Source organism: Pseudomonas trutticola BRTCR10 (assembly GCF_056155105.1).
In genome coordinates, this window is the sequence record NZ_CM149552.1 from 1,474,033 (window position 1) to 1,492,591 (window position 18,559).

General features: G+C 59.8%; 17 protein-coding genes. 3 read left to right on the plus strand and 14 right to left on the minus strand.

Going from position 1 to position 18,559, the window contains the following annotated elements:
• Positions 1–236: 236 nt before the first annotated feature.
• From ACVVH8_RS06440 to ACVVH8_RS06455, 4 genes are all read right to left on the minus strand, one after another.
• Positions 237–1,190 carry a hypothetical protein gene (locus ACVVH8_RS06440; RefSeq protein ID WP_103306572.1) on the minus strand — a complete coding sequence of 318 codons (954 nt, stop codon included), beginning with the start codon at positions 1,188–1,190 and terminating at the stop codon, positions 237–239.
• 17 nt (positions 1,191–1,207) lie between these two features.
• On the minus strand, positions 1,208–2,923 hold the full coding sequence (locus ACVVH8_RS06445) for a proline--tRNA ligase (protein WP_103306573.1): 1,716 nt from the start codon (positions 2,921–2,923) through the stop codon (positions 1,208–1,210).
• 129 nt (positions 2,924–3,052) lie between these two features.
• A complete protein-coding gene (locus tag ACVVH8_RS06450) occupies positions 3,053–4,612 on the minus strand; it encodes an AmpG family muropeptide MFS transporter (RefSeq protein WP_213027744.1) in 1,560 nt (519 codons plus the stop codon).
• A gap of 43 nt (positions 4,613–4,655) precedes the next feature.
• Entirely contained in the window at positions 4,656–5,009 is a 354-nt protein-coding gene (locus ACVVH8_RS06455) for an MGMT family protein (protein WP_475229097.1), read from the minus strand.
• A 165-nt stretch (positions 5,010–5,174) separates the two neighbouring features.
• Between ACVVH8_RS06455 and ACVVH8_RS06460 the strand changes: the two genes are divergently transcribed.
• Positions 5,175–6,182, plus strand: coding sequence for a DUF481 domain-containing protein (locus ACVVH8_RS06460; protein WP_401304592.1), 1,008 nt, complete (start codon positions 5,175–5,177; stop codon positions 6,180–6,182).
• Between the two features lie 118 nt (positions 6,183–6,300).
• Here the strand turns inward: ACVVH8_RS06460 and ACVVH8_RS06465 are convergent, their stop codons facing one another.
• A complete protein-coding gene (locus ACVVH8_RS06465; protein WP_002554837.1) occupies positions 6,301–6,510 on the minus strand; it encodes a cold-shock protein in 210 nt (69 codons plus the stop codon).
• A gap of 352 nt (positions 6,511–6,862) precedes the next feature.
• On the opposite strand from ACVVH8_RS06465, the gene dcd reads away from it, so the two are divergent.
• Both dcd and ACVVH8_RS06475 read left to right on the plus strand, forming a co-directional pair.
• A complete protein-coding gene (gene dcd / locus ACVVH8_RS06470; protein ID WP_007904652.1) occupies positions 6,863–7,429 on the plus strand; it encodes a dCTP deaminase in 567 nt (188 codons plus the stop codon).
• Between the two features lie 108 nt (positions 7,430–7,537).
• Positions 7,538–7,747, plus strand: a complete 210-nt coding sequence (locus ACVVH8_RS06475; RefSeq protein ID WP_103306577.1) for a hypothetical protein — start codon at positions 7,538–7,540, stop codon at positions 7,745–7,747.
• A gap of 46 nt (positions 7,748–7,793) precedes the next feature.
• Here the strand turns inward: ACVVH8_RS06475 and pdeM are convergent, their stop codons facing one another.
• The 9 genes from pdeM to ACVVH8_RS06520 all read right to left on the minus strand — a co-directional run bounded on the left by pdeM (position 7,794) and on the right by ACVVH8_RS06520 (position 18,401).
• Positions 7,794–8,450, minus strand: coding sequence for a ligase-associated DNA damage response endonuclease PdeM (gene pdeM, locus ACVVH8_RS06480; protein ID WP_315446022.1), 657 nt, complete (start codon positions 8,448–8,450; stop codon positions 7,794–7,796).
• A complete protein-coding gene (locus tag ACVVH8_RS06485; protein ID WP_475229100.1) occupies positions 8,447–10,936 on the minus strand; it encodes a ligase-associated DNA damage response DEXH box helicase in 2,490 nt (829 codons plus the stop codon). The genes pdeM and ACVVH8_RS06485 overlap by 4 nt, the downstream gene beginning before the upstream one ends.
• A gap of 172 nt (positions 10,937–11,108) precedes the next feature.
• Positions 11,109–11,873 carry an ABC transporter ATP-binding protein gene (locus ACVVH8_RS06490; protein WP_401304414.1) on the minus strand — a complete coding sequence of 255 codons (765 nt, stop codon included), beginning with the start codon at positions 11,871–11,873 and terminating at the stop codon, positions 11,109–11,111.
• Positions 11,874–11,886: 13 nt separating this feature from the next.
• Entirely contained in the window at positions 11,887–13,005 is a 1,119-nt protein-coding gene (locus ACVVH8_RS06495) for a succinylglutamate desuccinylase/aspartoacylase family protein (RefSeq protein WP_475229102.1), read from the minus strand.
• Positions 13,006–13,016: 11 nt separating this feature from the next.
• Entirely contained in the window at positions 13,017–13,727 is a 711-nt protein-coding gene (locus ACVVH8_RS06500; protein ID WP_103306582.1) for an ABC transporter permease, read from the minus strand.
• Positions 13,724–14,452 carry an ABC transporter permease gene (locus ACVVH8_RS06505; protein WP_103306583.1) on the minus strand — a complete coding sequence of 243 codons (729 nt, stop codon included), beginning with the start codon at positions 14,450–14,452 and terminating at the stop codon, positions 13,724–13,726. The genes ACVVH8_RS06500 and ACVVH8_RS06505 overlap by 4 nt, the downstream gene beginning before the upstream one ends.
• A gap of 56 nt (positions 14,453–14,508) precedes the next feature.
• The gene (locus tag ACVVH8_RS06510) at positions 14,509–15,291 is read right to left on the minus strand and encodes a transporter substrate-binding domain-containing protein (RefSeq protein ID WP_008083900.1); all 783 of its coding nucleotides are present in this window, start codon (positions 15,289–15,291) and stop codon (positions 14,509–14,511) included.
• Positions 15,292–15,681: 390 nt separating this feature from the next.
• The gene (locus ACVVH8_RS06515; protein ID WP_401303183.1) at positions 15,682–17,370 is read right to left on the minus strand and encodes an ATP-dependent DNA ligase; all 1,689 of its coding nucleotides are present in this window, start codon (positions 17,368–17,370) and stop codon (positions 15,682–15,684) included.
• Positions 17,367–18,401 carry a ligase-associated DNA damage response exonuclease gene (locus tag ACVVH8_RS06520; RefSeq protein WP_103306585.1) on the minus strand — a complete coding sequence of 345 codons (1,035 nt, stop codon included), beginning with the start codon at positions 18,399–18,401 and terminating at the stop codon, positions 17,367–17,369. The genes ACVVH8_RS06515 and ACVVH8_RS06520 overlap by 4 nt, the downstream gene beginning before the upstream one ends.
• Positions 18,402–18,559: the final 158 nt, after the last annotated feature.

Sequence of the window (18,559 nt, forward strand, 5' to 3'; positions counted from 1 at the left end):
CAAGCCCGCTCCCACAGGGATGTTTGGTGTCCACACTATTTGTGTTTCACCATCTAGCACTGTGGGAGCAACTGTCTTCACCCTGCCATTCGTCACCGCCATTCGGTGCCGTCGCGCAGCATGGCATTCAGTCTGATAAGCAGTATCNGACTCACAGCTTGCCATCCACCCCTCTCACCCCAGAGTTTATTCCCTTACCCAGACACAAGCGGGCTTGCCCGCGATGCTTTCAGCTTTTAGTTCGGTCCCGGATCAGCCACTAAACGTCCGGCATCCTTGGTCAAAGACTTGAGAAACTCAGTCTGCAACTCAGGATCGTTGCGTGTCAGTTCGATCAGGCTTTGTTCCAGTTCGCTGGCTTCTTCTTCCAGGCCCAGCTCGGACAGGCGTTTGACCCGGTGAACCCACTGGCTCACTTCGTCATCCTCCAGATCGTCGTAAATCAGCCCGTGCGCTTCCAGCAACTTGCCGCGCAAGTGGCTACTGATCAGCAGGGATGAGTCGGAATGCACGTCATCCTTGGCGTCTTCGACGCTGATCTGCAATTTGCCGACATGATTGAGGTCATTTTCGGCAAACGGACTGTCCAGCAGGTTCAGACGCAGCACACCATTACGATCGGTGGTCATGTCGAAGGTCTGCTTGCCGGCCTTGACCTGCACCGGACGCTCGCTCCATGGCAGGCTCGAATACTCCGTGCGCTTGTCGCGCTGGACTTCATCGATGCCGGCCAGGTTCTGTTGCGCACGACCGTTGGACTGCACGTTCATGAACGGGTTGAGCCCGGCGAAACCGTAGCTCAGCCAGTCCTTGGTCACGCTGTCCGGCAAATTGCCGAGGGCGAAGACGTTGACCACGTTCGCGCCGACGCCGCCGACCACCGCCACCGCGCCCAGCGGAATCTCGTAGATTTCGCGCCAGGGTTGGTAAGGCGTATAGCGATCGTAACGACGAGTGACTTCGAACTCAGTGACTTCGAACGTCTTCTGCTCGTTGATCTTCACGCGTCGCTGCGGCAGCTCAAGCTCCTTAGGCTCACCGACATCAATCTGCAGGCTGTGATCGAGCAACTTTCGCTCGACCCGCTCTTCGTGCTCGCTGCGCTGTGACATGTGATTGGCACAGCCGCTGACCAGCAGGGCGCCACACAGGGTGGCGCCTCCGAGGCCTAAGGTGTTTCGCTTGAACATGACGTCTCTATCTGGTTTCAGCGGCGGATACGGGCCTGAAGGAAGGACAATACGTCAGCCACCGGCAGCGCTTGCGCCTCGCCTTCGGTACGGCTCTTGTATTCCAGGTTGCCTTCGGCGAGGCCGCGGTCGCTGACCACGATCCGGTGTGGAATGCCGATCAGCTCCATGTCCGCGAACTTGATGCCGGGGCTGGTTTTCTTGTCGCGATCGTCCAGCAGCACTTCGAAACCGGCCGCTGTCAGTTCGGCGTACAGCTTGTCGGTGGCTTCGCGAACCTGCTCGGTTTCATAACGCAGCGGTACCAGGGCGATCTGGAACGGCGCCAGGGTGTCGCTCCAGATGATGCCGTTGGCGTCGTTGTTCTGCTCGATGGCAGCCGCTACCACACGGGAAACGCCGATGCCGTAGCAACCCATTTCCAGGGTAACCGGCTTGCCGTTCTCGCCCAGCACTTCGCACTTCATCGCCTTGCTGTACTTGTTGCCCAGCTGGAAGATGTGCCCGACTTCGATGCCGCGCTTGATTTCCAGAGTGCCTTTGCCGTCCGGGCTTGGGTCGCCGGCCACGACATTGCGCAGGTCAGCCACGGTCGGAACTGGCAGGTCACGCTCCCAGTTCACACCGAAGTAATGCTTGTCGTCGATGTTCGCGCCGATACCGAAGTCGCTCATCAGCTCGACCGAGCGGTCGATGATGATCGGCAGCGGCAGGTTCAGTGGGCCGAGCGAACCGGCGCCGGCGCCGATGGCGTCGCGCAGTTCGGCATCGGAAGCCATGACCAGCGGGCTGGCCACGCCTGGTTGCTGGGCCGCTTTGATTTCGTTGAGTTCGTGGTCGCCACGGATGATCAGGGCAATCAGCTTGCCTTCTTCTTCCGCGTGCACGATCAGGGTCTTGATGGTCTTTTCAATCGGCAGATTGAATTTTTCCACCAGCGCCGCGATGGTCTTGGTATCTGGTGTATCAACCAGGCGCAACTCTTCGGCTGGTGCTGGACGCGAGGTTTCGCGAGGCACAGCTTCGGCCTTTTCAATGTTCGCCGCGTAGTCGGAGCCATTGCTGAAGACGATATCGTCTTCGCCGGACTCGGCCAGTACGTGGAATTCGTGCGAGCCTGCGCCACCGATCGAACCGTTGTCGGCTTCAACAGGGCGGAATTTCAGGCCCAGACGAGTAAACACGTTGCAGTACGCTTCGTGCATGCGGTCGTAAGTGACCTGCAGCGACGCCTGATCAGCGTGGAACGAGTATGCATCCTTCATGATGAATTCGCGGCCGCGCATCAAGCCGAAGCGTGGACGGATTTCGTCACGGAATTTGGTCTGGATCTGGTACAGGTTGATCGGCAGCTGCTTGTAGCTGCTCAACTCGTTGCGCATCAGATCGGTGATCACTTCTTCGTGGGTCGGGCCCGCGCAGAAGTCGCGACCGTGGCGGTCTTTGATGCGCAGCAGCTCAGGGCCGTATTCTTCCCAGCGCCCCGATTCCTGCCACAACTCGGCCGGTTGGGTGCTCGGCATCAACACTTCCAGAGAGCCGGCGGCGTTCATCTCTTCGCGAACGATGGCTTCAACCTTGCGCATGACTCGCAAGCCCATCGGCAGCCAGGTGTACAGGCCCGAGGCAAGTTTGCGGATCATGCCGGCGCGCAGCATCAGCTGGTGGCTGATCACGACCGCGTCGGAAGGCGTTTCTTTCTGTGTGGCGAGCAAAAATTGACTGGTGCGCATGGTTGGCCGTTGTCGGTTGCTATGACTGGAAATGACGGAGCAGTGTACCGGCGAGTTTTGCTGACGTACAGAAGTGTGGCCAGCGGAGGGGTCCAATGGCGGGATTCCTCCCGCCATTGGCGATTTGTCTTACGACTCTTCTGCGACCGGCGTCGGCACAGGCTCGGGCGTGGGTGTCGGGCCTTCGCGGCGACTTTCCTGGAACCAGTGCAAGGCGATCAGCAACAGCGTCGGCACGCCGAGCAAGGCCGTGATCAGGAAGAAGCTGTGATATCCGAACTTCTCGACCATGACCCCGGAGTAACCGCCCATCAGACGCGGCAGCAGCAGCATGATCGAGCTGAGCAGGGCGTATTGCGTAGCGGAGAATTTGAGGTTGGTCAGACTCGACAGATAGGCCACGAACGCCGACGTCGCCAGGCCCGAGCTGAAGTTGTCGAGGGAAATGGTCACTACCAACATCTGCAGGTTCGGGCCCATGTCGGCGAGCATCACGAACAGCAGGTTGGTGGCCGCCGAGGCCGCGCCGCCGATGAACAGGATCGGCAGAATGCCGAAACGCACGATCAGCAAGCCGCCCATGCCGGCGCCTACGAGGGTCATGATCAGACCAAAGATCTTGCTGACGCTGGCAATCTGATCCTTGGTGAAACCCTGATCGATGTAGAACACGTTGGCCATGACGCCCATCACCGTGTCCGACATCCGATACGTGGCAATCAGACCGAGCAGCAGTAGTGCCTGCCAGCGATAGCGCAGAATGAAGTCGTTGACCGGCGTCAGCACCGGTGCGAGGCCACGACGGCCCATGGTCGACAGGCACAGGCCGGTGAGCAGCGTATAGAGAATGGCGCGCAGGAAGGCACGGTCTTCAAGCAGCAGATCCAGTGGGCTCATACCGCCGAACAGCACGCTGGCGAAATCGGTGTTGTAGAGCTGGGTGAACATCGCCGGTACCGAGACCAGCAGGATGATCAGCACAAACACCGACATCAGTTGATGCATAAAAGTGTAGCGCCCGGCCTGCAATTGCGTGCGCAGCGGCACGGGCGGCTCGCGCATCAGCAGCGTGGTCAGCAGCGCGGGAATCATCAGCGCCCCGAACAGCGCGTAAGTGCCGGCCCAGGCCGAGTGCTGATAGTTGAAGCCTGTAGAGCCGAAGCCTTCGGCGAAGAACAGGGCGCCGGCAGTGGCCAGCAGTGCCGCCACGCGATAGCCGGACATGTAGCTGGCGGCGAGGGCGGCCTGGCGGTTGTCTTCGGCGATTTCCAGGCGATAGGCATCTACCGCGATGTCTTGAGTGGCGGAGGCGAATGCGACGACAACGGCGATAGCGATCAACCACGACAGATGCTTCTGCGGATCGCAGAAACCCATGCCGATCAGACCGAGAATCACCAATGCCTGCGAGAGCACCAGCCACGAGCGGCGACGGCCAAGTTTGCCCAGCAATGGCAGACGCCATTGGTCGAGCAGCGGTGACCAGACCCATTTGAACGCGTAGGCGAGGCCGATCAGGCTGGCGTAGCCGATGGTTTCCCGGGCCACACCGGCTTCACGCAGCCAGACGGAGAGCGTTGAAAACACCAGCATGTACGGCAGGCCGGCGGCGAAACCCAGCAACAACAGCACGAGCGTCGAAGGACTGGCATAGGCGGCGAGCGCGGCGCGCCAGGTTTTACGGGGCATGGGCTGAAGTCTGCCTCAAGATTGCGGAAACAAAGCGCGCACTCTAACCGCTGTGCTCTACCGGACGCCAGCCATGGCGCTGAATATCCACACGATTGTTCAGGACGGTGATGCCTTCCGTGCGTAATCGCGCCCGTTGTTCATCCCCGGATGGACTGCCCACTGGCAGGCTGATCCGACCACCGGCGCCCAACACGCGGTGCCAGGGCAGCTTGGTGTCGCCGGGTAACTGACTCAAGGTGCGACCGACCCAGCGGGCGGCGCGCCCCAGCCCGGCAAGATCAGCCAATTGACCATAGCTGACGACTTTGCCTTCGGGCACTTGTGCCAGGGTCGAGTAGAGCGCCGTGCGTCGGATTTGCGCTTCGCTGTCGACTTCGTGGATCGGGTCTGTCACGTACACGGTTCCTGAACATGATCGTTTGATTGCCTTAAGCGTAATCCCTCATCGGGCAGTTGAGAAATGAACTCAATAGAAATAGTCCGGTCAGTCCTTGTCAGGGAATTATTCCTACGGATAATGCCGACCCCTTTTTCGCAAACTTGAGCCTTCGATTCGCTTATGTTGTCCAGATCCTTGCTGTGCCTTGCTGTTTTCAGTGCGTCCACGCCCTTGCTTGCCGACACCGTGTGGTTGAAGAACGGTGACAAGTTGAGCGGCACCATCACCGTGTTCGATGGCGGCAAGCTGTTGATCCAGACCAAATATGCCGGTGCGGTCACCATTGACTGGAAAGAGGTCAAGACGCTGGACAGCGATCAGCACTTGCTGGTCAAGCAGGATGCCTACAGCGGTGAAGTCTCCAAGTCGCTGACGGCGGCCGAAGATGGCAAGGTCACCCTCGCCAACGGTGAAGCGCCGAAAACCGTGGAGCTGGCCAGTATTCAGCAAATCCTCAAGCCGAAACCGGTGGTCGAGGATCTGGTGTGGAAGGGTAATGTCGATCTGGCGCTGGATTATCAGCGTGCGGAAAAAGACACCGACGACTACGACATTGGCTTCAAGACTTCGGCGCGCCATGGTCGCTGGCGTCACACCGCCGAAGGCGAATACAACCGCGAAGTGCAGGACGACGTGACCACCACCGACAACTGGCGCGCCGAGTACGCACTCGACCGCTTCCTGACAGATAAATGGTTCTGGCAGGGCCGTCTGAACTACAAGCGTGATCACATCGAAGAGCTGGCGCGTCAGCGCGTGGTCGGTACCGGTCCCGGCTACCAGTTCTGGGATGATGAGCTGGGCGCATTCTCGCTGGGCTCGTTGTTCAACCGCACCGATTACGAGTATCGCGATGGCAGCAAGGACAACTTCTATTCCGTCGCCATGAAGTGGGATTACAACCGTTACCTGATCGGCAAGAAAGTCGAGTTCTTCACCAATGGTGAAATCGGCAAGCCGCTATCCGACGTGGCCAATTACGCGCTGGATGCGGAAATGGGGCTGCGTTACAAGGTGACCGATTGGGCCTCGCTCAACCTTAAGGCCGAGCGCGACATCATCAGTGGCACCAACGATGCGGATTTGAACAAGACCCGCTACACCGCAGGATTTGGCGTGGCCTGGTAAGCCACCCACAAAAAATCGCAGCCTTGACGGGCTGCGATTTTTTTTGCCTGAACAAAACAGGCGCACACAAAAAAGCCCCGCTTTTAAGGGCGGGGCTCTTTTCTAAAGAAGCTACAAGTTAGATAACTTGTACTTCTTCAGCTTGCATGCCTTTCTGACCGCGGGTAGCGATGAAAGAAACCTGTTGGCCTTCTTTCAGGCTTTTGAAACCGTCGGATTGGATAGCTTTGAAGTGAACGAACAGATCGTCACCGGATTGTGGGGTGATGAAGCCGAAGCCTTTTTCATCGTTGAACCACTTAACGGTACCGGTTTGGCGATTAGACATGGTGTAACTCCTTGAACAAAGATAACTGCGGAACAGGAAGAACCCTGGCCGAGACTGAGTGCAAAGAGCAGGAAAAATTCTTGTAGATGGTTGGATCGAAATTCAACATATCGTGTAGAGATTCTCAGTGACACAAGCAACACAGTGACGCCACCTTAACCCTTTTTCCTGAACGTGCCAATGCTTCTTGCAAAGGTTTCTCTGTTTTAAGGATCGGCGGTGTGACGGTTCGTCGCCATACCGCGTAATTACGGGGTGTTCGGCGAGAATTGCAGCGCGCACTTTGAAGCGGGCGGCGCGACCGGTAAGATGCCGGACAGAATTTTTCACCTCGCTATTCAGGAAACCCGCCATGAGCATCAAATCGGACAAGTGGATTCGCCGCATGGCGCAGGAACACGGCATGATCGAACCGTTCGTCGAGCGCCAGGTGCGCGGCAGCGATGACAGCCGAGTGATCTCCTACGGTGTGTCGAGCTACGGCTACGACGTGCGTTGCACCAACCACTTCAAGGTGTTCACCAACATCAATTCGGCCATCGTTGATCCGAAAAATTTTGATGCCGGCAGTTTCGTCGACATCCACAGCGACGTCTGCATCATTCCGCCGAACTCCTTCGCCCTGGCCAGCACCGTCGAATATTTCCGTATTCCACGCAACGTACTGACCATTTGCCTGGGTAAAAGCACCTACGCTCGCTGCGGCATTATCGTCAACGTGACGCCGCTTGAGCCTGAGTGGGAAGGTCACGTGACCCTGGAGTTCTCCAACACCACCAACCTGCCGGCGAAAATCTACGCCAATGAAGGCGTGGCGCAGATGCTCTTCCTTGAATCCGACGAGGAATGTGAAGTTTCCTACAAGGATCGTGGCGGCAAGTATCAGGGCCAGCGTGGCGTGACTCTGCCGCGTACCTGAGTCGTCCATCCGGCAGATGTCGGGAATTCTTTGGCGGGCAGGCACTCTATGAGGGGGTACTGCCCGTTTTTGCTTGTGCCGAAACGGGCCTTCGCCGAGGAGTGCCCTATGAAGATCGATCCGCATATCACTGCCGAACTGGCAAGGCTTGAGCCCAATCAGATTGGCGTTTTAGCCTGGTCCTTGCTGGCACACCCGTCCATCAGCCTGGCTGGCGGAATTCCGGGTCAGCCTGATCCCGATACCCCCAACGAACAACCGACCGAGCCAGGTGAGCCGACTCTGCCTGACGAGCCACCACCGGCACCTGTGGCCTGATCCCTATGGGAAATGAATGGCCAGTCAGTTGAAGTCCACCAAGACTTCAACTGACTGGCCATATTTCGTTGTCGCCGATGACAAAAATCCTGCAGCTATCATCACGCTCGACCGGATAACCACCGGTAAACGCGCCAAACGCGGGCATCAGGCTGATGCGCTCGGCCAATCTGAAACACGCCAGCCGCAAGCTCTGCCGCCCCTTGCCATGCAGCCGATAAACCGGATGCACATGGCCGGCGAGTACATGCCGCTCCGGGTGCGGATCGGGTTCGTGTTGTAACGAAAATGGGCCGAGCAATAGCGGTTCTGGCACTACGCGAATGTTCAGCGATACCGGCGGATCACCCGCGCGTTTGTCGTGATTGCCGCGAATCAGCGTCATCGGCAGATCAACGTGACGCGAGCGCCATTCGGCCAGTGCGCTCAGCGTGCCCACCGCGTGGGAGCCGGGCCCATGTAGAAAGTCACCGAGAAATATCAGCTGGCGGCAGGGCAGTTTCGCCAGCAGTCGATCAATCACCGCGATATTGCTCGCCGTTGTGCCTTGAGGGACGGGCTGGCCAAGGCTGCGATAGGCGGCCGCTTTGCCGAAATGCACGTCGGCGATCAGCAAGGCTTGCTGCGCCGGCCAATACAAGGCTTTTTCCGGCAGCAGCCACAACTCCTCTCCGGCCAGGCGCACAGGATAGGGCGCGTTCATGCAGAGCTACCCTTGTCAGCGGACTTTTCCAGATCACCAACCATCCGTCTGATGCGGTCAGCCAGTTTTTCCGAGCTCATGCTCTCGCGCATGCGTTCCACCAACAGTGGAAACCCCAGCGGTGTAGGACGTTTGATCTGATGCACTTGCAGATTCATCTGATTGATGTGCTCCAGCGTCTGTTCCAGCCTGCGAATATCCAGTTCTTCCCGTAGGACCTCTTCCCCGGCCTGAGCCAGCAGCAGGTTATCGGCGTCGTATTGCTTGAACACTTCGAAGAACAAGCCGCTGGAGGCCTGCACTTGCCGGGTGCTTTTCGGCGCGCCGGGGTAACCGGAAAACACCAGTCCGGCGATTCGGGCGATTTCGCGAAAGCGCCGCAAGGCCAGTTCGCCCGCGTTCAGGCTGGCGAGAACATCGCGCAATAAGTGATCGGCACTGAACAGTTCGGTATCGAGTTGTTGCGACCAATCCACTGGCGTGGCACTGAGCAACTCCAGACCGTAATCGTTCACCGCAATCGAGAACGTCACCAGTTGACGCTGACTGACCCGCCACGCCAACAGGCTGGCGAGCCCCAGATGCACCTGCCGTCCGGCAAACGGGTAGAGAAAAAGGTGCCAGCCTTCGCGGGATTTCAGCACCTCGACCAGTAAATCGTTGGTTGTGGGCAAACCGGACCAGCGCGCCTGGGTGTCCAGCAGAGGCCGTAACGCCTGCATTTCCGGCCCGACAAACTCACCCTGTGCGGCAGCGGTGAAGCGCGTCACCACCGCTTGCGCCAGTTCATTGGAGAGCGGCATACGGCCGCCATTCCAGCGCGGCACGGCGGCTTTCTTCGCCGTGCTGCGTTTGACGTAGGCGGTCATGTTTTCCACTCGTACCAGTTCCAGCAAACGCCCGGCAAACAGAAAGCCATCGCCCGGTTTGAGCCGCGCAATAAAGCCTTCCTCGACGCTGCCCAATTGCTTGCCGCCGCCACCCTTGCTCCAGAATTTAAGCTGAATGCTCGCGTCGCTGACGATGGTGCCGATGCTCATGCGATGCCGGCGTGCCAGCCGCGCATCGGGCACGCGCCAGACACCTTGTTCGTCGGGCTCGACTCGACGGTAATCCGGATAAGCCGTCAGAGACATGCCGCCATGGCGTACGAAAGCCAGCGCCCACGCCCAATCGGCAGGTGTCAGGTCACGATAGGCCCAGGCGCCACGGACTTCTTCGTACAACTCATCGGGTAAAAATCCGCCGCCCAGCGCCATGCTGACCAAATGCTGCACCAGCACATCCAGTGGTTTTTGCGGTGACAGTCGCGGTTCGATGCGTCGCTGCTCCACGGCATCACGGGCGGCGACGGCTTCGATCACTTCAAGGCTGTGGGTCGGCACCAGCGTCACCCGCGAGGTACGGCCCGGGGCATGGCCGGAGCGCCCGGCGCGTTGCATCAAACGCGCGACGCCCTTGGCTGAACCGATTTGCAGCACACGCTCCACGGGCAGGAAATCCACCCCCAGATCCAGGCTGGAGGTGCAGACCACTGCTTTCAAAAGCCCGTCCTTCAAGGCCTGCTCAACCCAGTCGCGGGTATCGCGTGACAGCGAACTGTGATGCAACGCGATCAGCCCGGCCCAGTCCGGTCGCGCCTCAAGCAGCGCCTGATACCAGATTTCCGATTGTGCACGGGTGTTGGTGAACACCAGGCTGCTGGCGCAGACATCGAGTTCGGCGACCACTTGCGGCAGCATCTTCAAACCGATGTGTCCGGCCCACGGAAAACGTTCGAGGGTGGGTGGGAGCAGGGTGTCGATCGCCAGTGCTTTTTCGTTCTGACCCTGGACGCTGACGCCACCGCCTTGTGGGATCAGCACCTGTTCGGCGTGGGATTGATTACCGAGCGTGGCGGACACGCCCCAGACAATCAATTCGGGCTGCCAGTGACGAAGGCGGGCGAGGGCCAGTTGCAGCTGCACGCCGCGTTTATTGCCGAGCAGTTCGTGCCATTCATCGACGACGATCATGCGCAGTGTCGCCAGCGCTGTTTGCGCGTCGGCGCGGGCGAGCAGCAGGGTCAGGCTTTCGGGTGTAGTGATCAGCGTGGTCGGCAGGCGTCGGCTCTGCCGGGCGCGCTCGCTGCTGCTGGTGTCACCGGTGCGCAGGCCGATACTCCACGGGATTTCCAGGTCCGTCACGGGAGTTTGCAGCGCGCGTGCGGTGTCGGCAGCGAGGGCGCGCATCGGGGTGATCCACAGTACGGTCAGCGGTGCGGCGAGCGGTTTGCGTTTGCGTGAAGTCACAACGATGGGGGCGGATCGGGCGAAGCGGTTGAGTGCGGCAAACCATACCGCATAGGTTTTGCCGGCGCCGGTGCTGGCGTGCAGCATTCCGGATTCACCGTTTTTTACCGCAGCCCACACCTGTTTCTGAAAGGCGAACGGCTTCCAGCCGCGAGCGCTGAACCAGGTTTTTGCGAGGTCGGAGGATTTCGCCATGCGGGCTGCGCGCGCTCTGGAGGGGTTATTCCAGTGACCACGCGGTGGGCGGACAAGTTTGATTTTTGTAGGAGTGAGCCTGCTCGCGATAGCGGTGCGTAAGTCACATCAGTGCTGGATGTAATGACGCCATCGCGAGCAGGCTCACTCCTACAGGGGGTTGTGTACGACGTTACTTCAGGTTGCCGCTGAGAAATTGCTTGAGGCGTTCGCTTTTCGGGTTGCCGAGCACTTCTTCGGGCGCACCTTCTTCCTCGACCAGACCTTGATGCAGGAATAGAACCTGGCTCGAAACTTTACGGGCGAAGCTCATCTCGTGGGTCACCATGATCATGGTCCGGCCTTCCTCGGCCAAACCCTGAATCACCTTCAACACTTCCCCGACCAGTTCCGGATCGAGCGCCGAGGTCGGCTCATCGAACAGCATCACCTCCGGCTCCATCGCCAGCGCCCGGGCAATCGCCACGCGCTGTTGCTGGCCGCCGGACAAAAACGCCGGATATTGATCGGCCACCCGCGCCGGCAGGCCGACCTTGTCGAGGTAACGGCGGGCGCGGTCTTCGGCCTCCTGTTTGCTGCAACCGAGCACCCGGCGCGGGGCCATGGTGATGTTTTCCAGCACGGTCATGTGGCTCCACAGGTTGAAGTGCTGGAACACCATCGCCAGCCGCGTGCGCAGACGTTGCAGTTCATCGGCGTCGGCGACGTGCATGCCGTGGCGGTCGGTGACCATGCGGATCTTCTGGCCATCAAGGCTCATCGCACCGTCGTTGGGTTGTTCGAGAAAGTTGATGCAGCGTAAAAAGGTGCTTTTGCCCGAGCCGCTGGCGCCGATCAGGCTGATCACGTCGCCGGTCTTGGCCTTGAGCGAAACGCCTTTGAGCACCTGATGGTCGCCATAGCTTTTGTGCAGGCCTTCAACGGTCAGTTTGTACATGGGACAGACATCCTCAAGGCGAAAGTAGATAGCCGCTGCGATAGGCTTCAGCGCCCGCGACGTGGGCGATGACCATGCCGGCAGTGGCCATGCGTCGCAGCGAACGGGCGTACATCACGCCGGCGCCGGTGCAATGAATGGGGGTGACCCGGTCGTGGATCGGGTCGATGATTTCGGCGATCTGCTGCCCGGCTTCGAGGTATTGCCCCGCCGTGGCGGTGTACACCAGCAGGCCGCCGACCGGGGTGGTCACCGGCTCCACACCCGCCAGCGGCGTGGCGGGGTAGGGCAGCGACGGCTGCGGTTTGGTCTCGCCGACGATCGCATCGGACTGGATCAGATAGTCGATCAGCGCCTGGCAGTCGCGGCTGGCCAGCGGATGGTTGACGTCACCCTGACCGCGCAACTCGACGGTCACCGAGAAACTGCCCAGCGGAATCTCGAAGTGTTCGCCAAAACGTTCCCTCAATTGCCACCACAGCAGCGTGAAGCATTCGTCGAACGACTGGCCGCCGGAATCAGTAGCCAGCAGGCTCGCCTGGGCTTCGATGTAGCGCGCCAGTGGCTCGACCTGCGGCCACGCTTCGGGCGTGGTGTAGAGGTGAACCACCGATTCGAAATCGCAATGCAGGTCCAGCACCATGTCCGCATCGCAGGCCAGCCGTTGCAGGGTCAGGCGCTGGGATTGCAGTTGCGTGCTGGCGGTCTGGCGGGCGAGGGTGTTGCGCAGGCTGGCGCGGATCAGTTCGAGGTTGTGCTGCGGATCGTCGCCCAGCTTGCCTTCGATGGCGTTGCCGATCTCTTCGCTGAGGTCGACGAACCAGCGGTTGAAGTTCTGCCCGCTCTCCAGTTCGTAACGGCCCAGCGGCACGTCCATCAGAACTTGTTCGAGGCCGACCGGATTGGCCACCGGCACCAGCACGATTTCGCTGCGCAGGCGCCCGGCGGCTTCCAGCTCCGCCAGACGCTGCTTGAGGTGCCAGGCGACGAGCATGCCGGGCAATTCATCGGCGTGCAGCGAAGACTGGATGTAGACCTTGCCCTTGGCCTGCGCCGGGCCGAAGTGGAAGCTGTGGATCTGTCGTGCGGTCCCCGGCAGCGGGGCCAACAGGTCATGGATCTGGTGTCGCATTACAAGGTTTCCTAGTGTGTCGGCCCGAGGAAGGCCAGCCATCGGCGTTCGGCGAGGCGGAACAGGCCGACCAGCGCAAAGGTAATGGTCAGGTAGATCAGCGCGGCGATGCCGAATGACTGAAAGGTCAGGAAGGTCGCCGAGTTGGCGTCCCGGGCGACTTTCAGAATGTCGGGGATGGTCGCGGTGAAGGCCACGGTGGTCGAGTGCAGCATCAGGATCACTTCGTTGCTGTAATACGGCAACGAACGGCGTAAGGCTGACGGCATGATCACGTAGGCATACAGCTTCCAGCCTGTCAGACCATAAGCCTTGGCCGCTTCGACTTCGCCGTGGTTCATGCTGCGGATCGCCCCGGCAAAAATCTCCGTGGTGTACGCGCAGGTGTTCAGGGCGAAAGCGAGGATCGTGCAGTTCATCGCATCGCGAAAGAAACTGTCGAGTATCGGCTGCGCACGTACGGCCGCGAGGCTGTAAATCCCGGTGTAGCAGATCAACAACTGGATATACAGCGGCGTGCCCCGGAACAGGTAGGTGTAGAACTGCACCGGCCAGCGCACATAGAAGTGGCTGGAAACCCGGGCGATCGACAGCGGAATCGACACCAGGAACCCGATGAAGATCGAGGCGCTGAGCAGCCACATCGTCATCGCCAGACCAGTGATGTTCTGGCCGTCGGTATAAAGGAAAGCTCGCCAGTATTCCTGCAGAAGTTCGATCATCGTACGGCCTCCCGGGCACCGGCGGCGTAGCGGCGTTCGAGCCAGCGCAGGATGAAGTTCGAGGCACTGGTGATCAGCAGATAAATCAACGCGGCGAGGACCAGGAAATAGAACAGTTGATAAGTGCTTTTACCGGCGTCCTGTGCGGCTTTGACCAGGTCGGCGAGGCCGATGATCGACACCAGCGCGGTGGCCTTGAGCATCACCATCCAGTTGTTACCGATGCCCGGCAACGCGAAACGCATCATTTGCGGGAACACCACAAAACGAAAGCGCTGGCCGCGTTTGAGGCCATAGGCGGTGGCCGCTTCGACCTGACCGCGCGGCACGGCGAGGATGGCCCCGCGGAAAGTCTCGGTGAAATACGCGCCATAAATGAAGCCCAGGGTCAGCACCCCGGCGCTGAACGGGTCGATCTCGATGTATTCCCATTCCATGTAGTCGGTGAGCGTCGTCAGCCAGGTTTGCAGGCTGTAGAAGATCAGCAGCATCAGCACCAGGTCCGGCACCCCGCGAATCAGCGTGGTGTAGAGCTGGGCAGGCAGGCGCACCAGTTTGATTTTTGACAGTTTGGCACTGGCGCCGAGCAGACCGAGCAACACGGCCACCAGCAGCGACAACGCCGATAATTTGATGGTCATCCAGGTGCCTTCCAACAGCAACGGGCCAAAGCCCTTGAGGCTGAAGGCGGAGAGCCCCAGATTTTGTAAGAGGGTTTCGAACATAAATCAGCAACCTGAGCGGATGGAAAAGGCGCCCATCGAGGATGGGCGCCGGGGCATTATTTGCCGCTGTACAGATTCAGATCGCCAAAGTGTTTCTTTTGAATCTCGGCGTATTTGCCGTCATCGTGTAACGCTTTGATACCTTTATCTAAAAGCGCCTTCAGCTCAGTGTTACCTTTCTTAATACCGACAGCGGTTTTGGCTGGCAGCAATTCGTTGTCGACCGGCTTGCTGACGTCATAGTCAGCGCCCTGTGGCGACTTCAGAAAGCCCAATTCGGCTTGCAGCATGTCCTGAATGCCCGCGTCGAGACGGCCGGAGGTCAGGTCGGAATACACCTGATCCTGGTTCTGATAGGCCTGAGTTTTCACGCCAGCCTTGTCCAGCACGGCTTTGGCGTAGGCTTCCTGGATGGTGCCTTGCTCGTAACCGACGGTTTTGCCTTTCAGCGACGCGACGTCGGCGGTGATGCCGGAACCTTTTTTCGACACGTAAGCGGTCGGGCCGGAGAACAGCTCGCTGGAGAAGTCGATGACTTTTTCGCGGGCCGGGGTCACGGTCATCGACGAGATCACACCGTCGAATTTGTTGGCCTTGAGGCCCGGAATCATGCCGTCGAAGTCACTTTCGACCCACTTGCACTTGACCTTCAGTTCGGCGCAGATCGCGTTGCCCAGATCGATGTCGAAGCCCACCAGGCTGCCGTCGGCCGCTTTCGACTCGAACGGTGCGTACGAAGGGTCAACGCCAAAGCGCAGCTCTTTGTATTCCTTGGCCAGCGCGGAGCCAGCGGCCATGCACAACGCCAGTGCAGAAAGGGTCAGCAATGCTTTTTTCATTATTCAATCCCTAAGAACCAATATGAGCGCTTGTGGCGCAGAATTATTGTTACTGGAACGCGTACGACCTATAGAAAGTAGCAATTTCCGAACCAGAGTCCCGAACAAGTGTTTTAAAAGGCGGGGATTGATAGATGAGGAGGGGATTGGTGCACGGAAACGAGCGCCGAAAATGCGCTGCACCATTTCGGCTCGGCGTAGAGGTTTTTGGCTGGCTGCGATAACTGTGGTGAGGGGATTTATCCCCGATGGGTTGCGAAGCACCCCCCGGCATTCATCAGGGAGAATTGCATGTTCAGGTTTTGCGACTGCTGCGCAGCCGATCGGGGATAAATCCCCTCGCCACAGGTAGTCATTCAATTCAAATGACCAGTGTCCCTGGAAAGGGGGTCAAGCCAGCAGATCTTGCAAAGTAGCAAGGCTATCCGCCTCATCCACAGTCTTGTCCTGCCGCCAGCGCAGCATCCGTGGAAACCTAACGGCAATGCCGCTCTTGTGCCGCCGCGACAGAGCAATGCCTTCGAAACCGAGTTCGAACACCAGACTCGGTTTCACACTGCTCACCGGGCCGAACTTCTCCACCGTGGTTTTGCGTACGATGCTGTCGACCTGGCGCATTTCCTCATCGGTCAGCCCCGAATAGGCCTTGGCGAACGGCACCAATGCCCGTTGACTGGATTCGGGCGGGCCGTCCCACACGGCAAAGGTGTAGTCGCTGTACAGACTGGCGCGGCGACCATGCCCGCGCTGAGCGTAAATCAGCACCGCATCGACACTGAAAGGGTCGACCTTCCATTTCCACCACACCCCCATGTCCTTGGTCCGGCCCACGCCGTACAAGGCGTCACGGGCCTTGAGCATCATGCCCTCGACGCCCAGGCGCCGGGACGCTTCACGTTGCCGCGCAAGGTCGAACCAGTCGGTGCCGGTCAATACAGGGGAGGGCAGCAGAACCGGGCTGTTGCAGCGGGCGATGACCTCTTCCAGTTGCGCACGACGCTTGGCCTGCGGCTGATTGCGCCAGTCCTCGCCTTGCCATTCAAGCAAATCGTAGGCGAGCACCACCACCGGCACGTCTTCGAGGATTTTCTTGTCGAGGGTTTTGCGACCGATCCGCTGTTGCAGCAGCGCGAACGGTTGCACCGCGGGCGGCTCTGGCGATTGCGGATCAAAAGCGTCCTCGGTGCGTGGATGGGTGCTTTTCCACACCACGATCTCGCCGTCGATCACCGTGCCGTCCGGCAAACCGTGGACCAGCACATCCAGTTCGGGGAAGCGCTCGGTGACCAGTTCTTCACCCCGCGACCACACCCATAACCGCCCTTCACGCTTGACCACTTGCGCACGGATGCCATCCCATTTCCATTCCACCTGCCAGTCGCTCGCCGGGCCAATCATCGCCTCGAACTCTTCAACCGGTTGCGACAAGGCATGTGCGAGGAAAAACGGGTACGGCTGGCCACCGCGCTGGGAGTGTTCGTCGGCGGATTCGGCGGCGATCAGCTTCAGATAACTGGCAGCGTTCGGCCGATTGGACAGGTCGGTGTAACCCACCAGACGCTGGGCGACACGTTTGCTGTCGAGCCCGGCCATCGAGGCCAGTGCGCGGGTCACCAGCAATTTCGACACGCCGACACGAAAGCTTCCGGTGATCAGTTTGATGCACAGCATCAGGCTCGGCCGATCCAGCTGCGCCCACAGTGCCGGCAGTTGCCGTGAGAGGAATTCCGGGGTTTCACCGCGCAGCGGCAACAGTTTGTCTTCAATCCACTCGGCGAGGCCGGCATCGGAGCTGTGCAGATTTTCCGGGAGCACCAGCGAAATGGTTTCCGCCAGATCGCCGACGGCCTGATAGCTCTCCTCGAACAACCACGGCGTCAGCCCGGACACTTCGACAGCGAGTTCGCGCAGGATCCGCACCGGCACCAGTTGCCGGGGCCGGCCACCGGACAGAAAGTACACCGCCCAAGCAGCGTCCTGCGGTTCGGCCTGGGCAAAATAAGCCTGCATGGCCGCCAGTTTGGCGTTGCTGGACGTGGTGGCGTCGAGTTCGGCGTACAACTCGGCGAATGCTTTCATGCGGGCATCTCGGCGATGGTCGGTTGAGAGGCGATGTTTTCTTCTTCGTCATCGCCGTATTCGGTGTTGAAGCCCTGGGCATCGAGCCCCTGTTCGCGCAGATGGCGCACTAGCACGCCAATCGAACCGTGGGTGACCATCACCCGTTCGGCGCCAGTCTGATTGATCGCCCAGAGCAGGCCGGGCCAGTCGGCGTGATCGGACAGCACGAAGCCGCGATCCACCCCGCGCCGCCGACGCGTGCCGCGCAGGCGCATCCAGCCGCTGGCGAAGGCATCGCTGAAATCGCCGAAACGCCGCATCCAGGTGCTGCCACCGGCCGAGGGCGGGGCTATCACCAGCGCCTGGCGCATGATCGGGTCACTTTTTTTCACGTCACCGGCATAGATTGTTGGCGGCAGGTACACGCCGGCATCACGGTAGACGCGGTTCAACGGCTCTACGGCGCCGTGGCTGAGGATCGGGCCGAGGGTTTCGTCGATGCCGTGCAGGATCCGCTGGGCCTTGCCGAAGGAGTAACAGAACAACACGCTGGCTTTGCCAGCGGCGATATTGGCTTTCCACCATTCATTGATTTCGCTGAACACCTGCGCCTGTGGCTGCCAGCGGTAAATCGGCAGGCCGAAGGTCGATTCGGTGATGAAGGTGTGGCAGCGCACCGGTTCGAAGGGCGCGCAGGTGCCGTCCGGCTCGATCTTGTAATCGCCGGAAGCGACCCAGACTTCGCCACCGTATTCCAGACGCACCTGCGCCGAGCCGAGCACATGGCCAGCGGGGTGAAAACTCAAGGTGACGCCGTGGTGGGTCAAGCGCTGGCCGTAGGCGAGGGTTTGCAGGTTGATGTCCTGCCCCAGACGCGCGCGCAGAATCCCTTCGCTGGCGCTGCTGGAAAGGTAGTGCTGGTTGCCGGTGCGAGCGTGGTCGCCATGGGCATGGGTGATCACCGAGCGCTCGACGGGACGCCAGGGGTCGATATAAAAATCCCCGGCGGGGCAGTACAAACCTTCGGGGCGGGCGATAACAAGATCCATGTCGTTACCAGAAATGGGGGGCTTGTTAGCTATGAGGTTTGCGCGGGTTCAGAAGTTCTATGGATTTTTCGGGTACCGCACGATCGTTCCCACGCTCTGCGTGGGAATGCCTCGAGGGACGCTCTGCGTCCAGTGACGCGGAGCGCCACGGGCTGCAT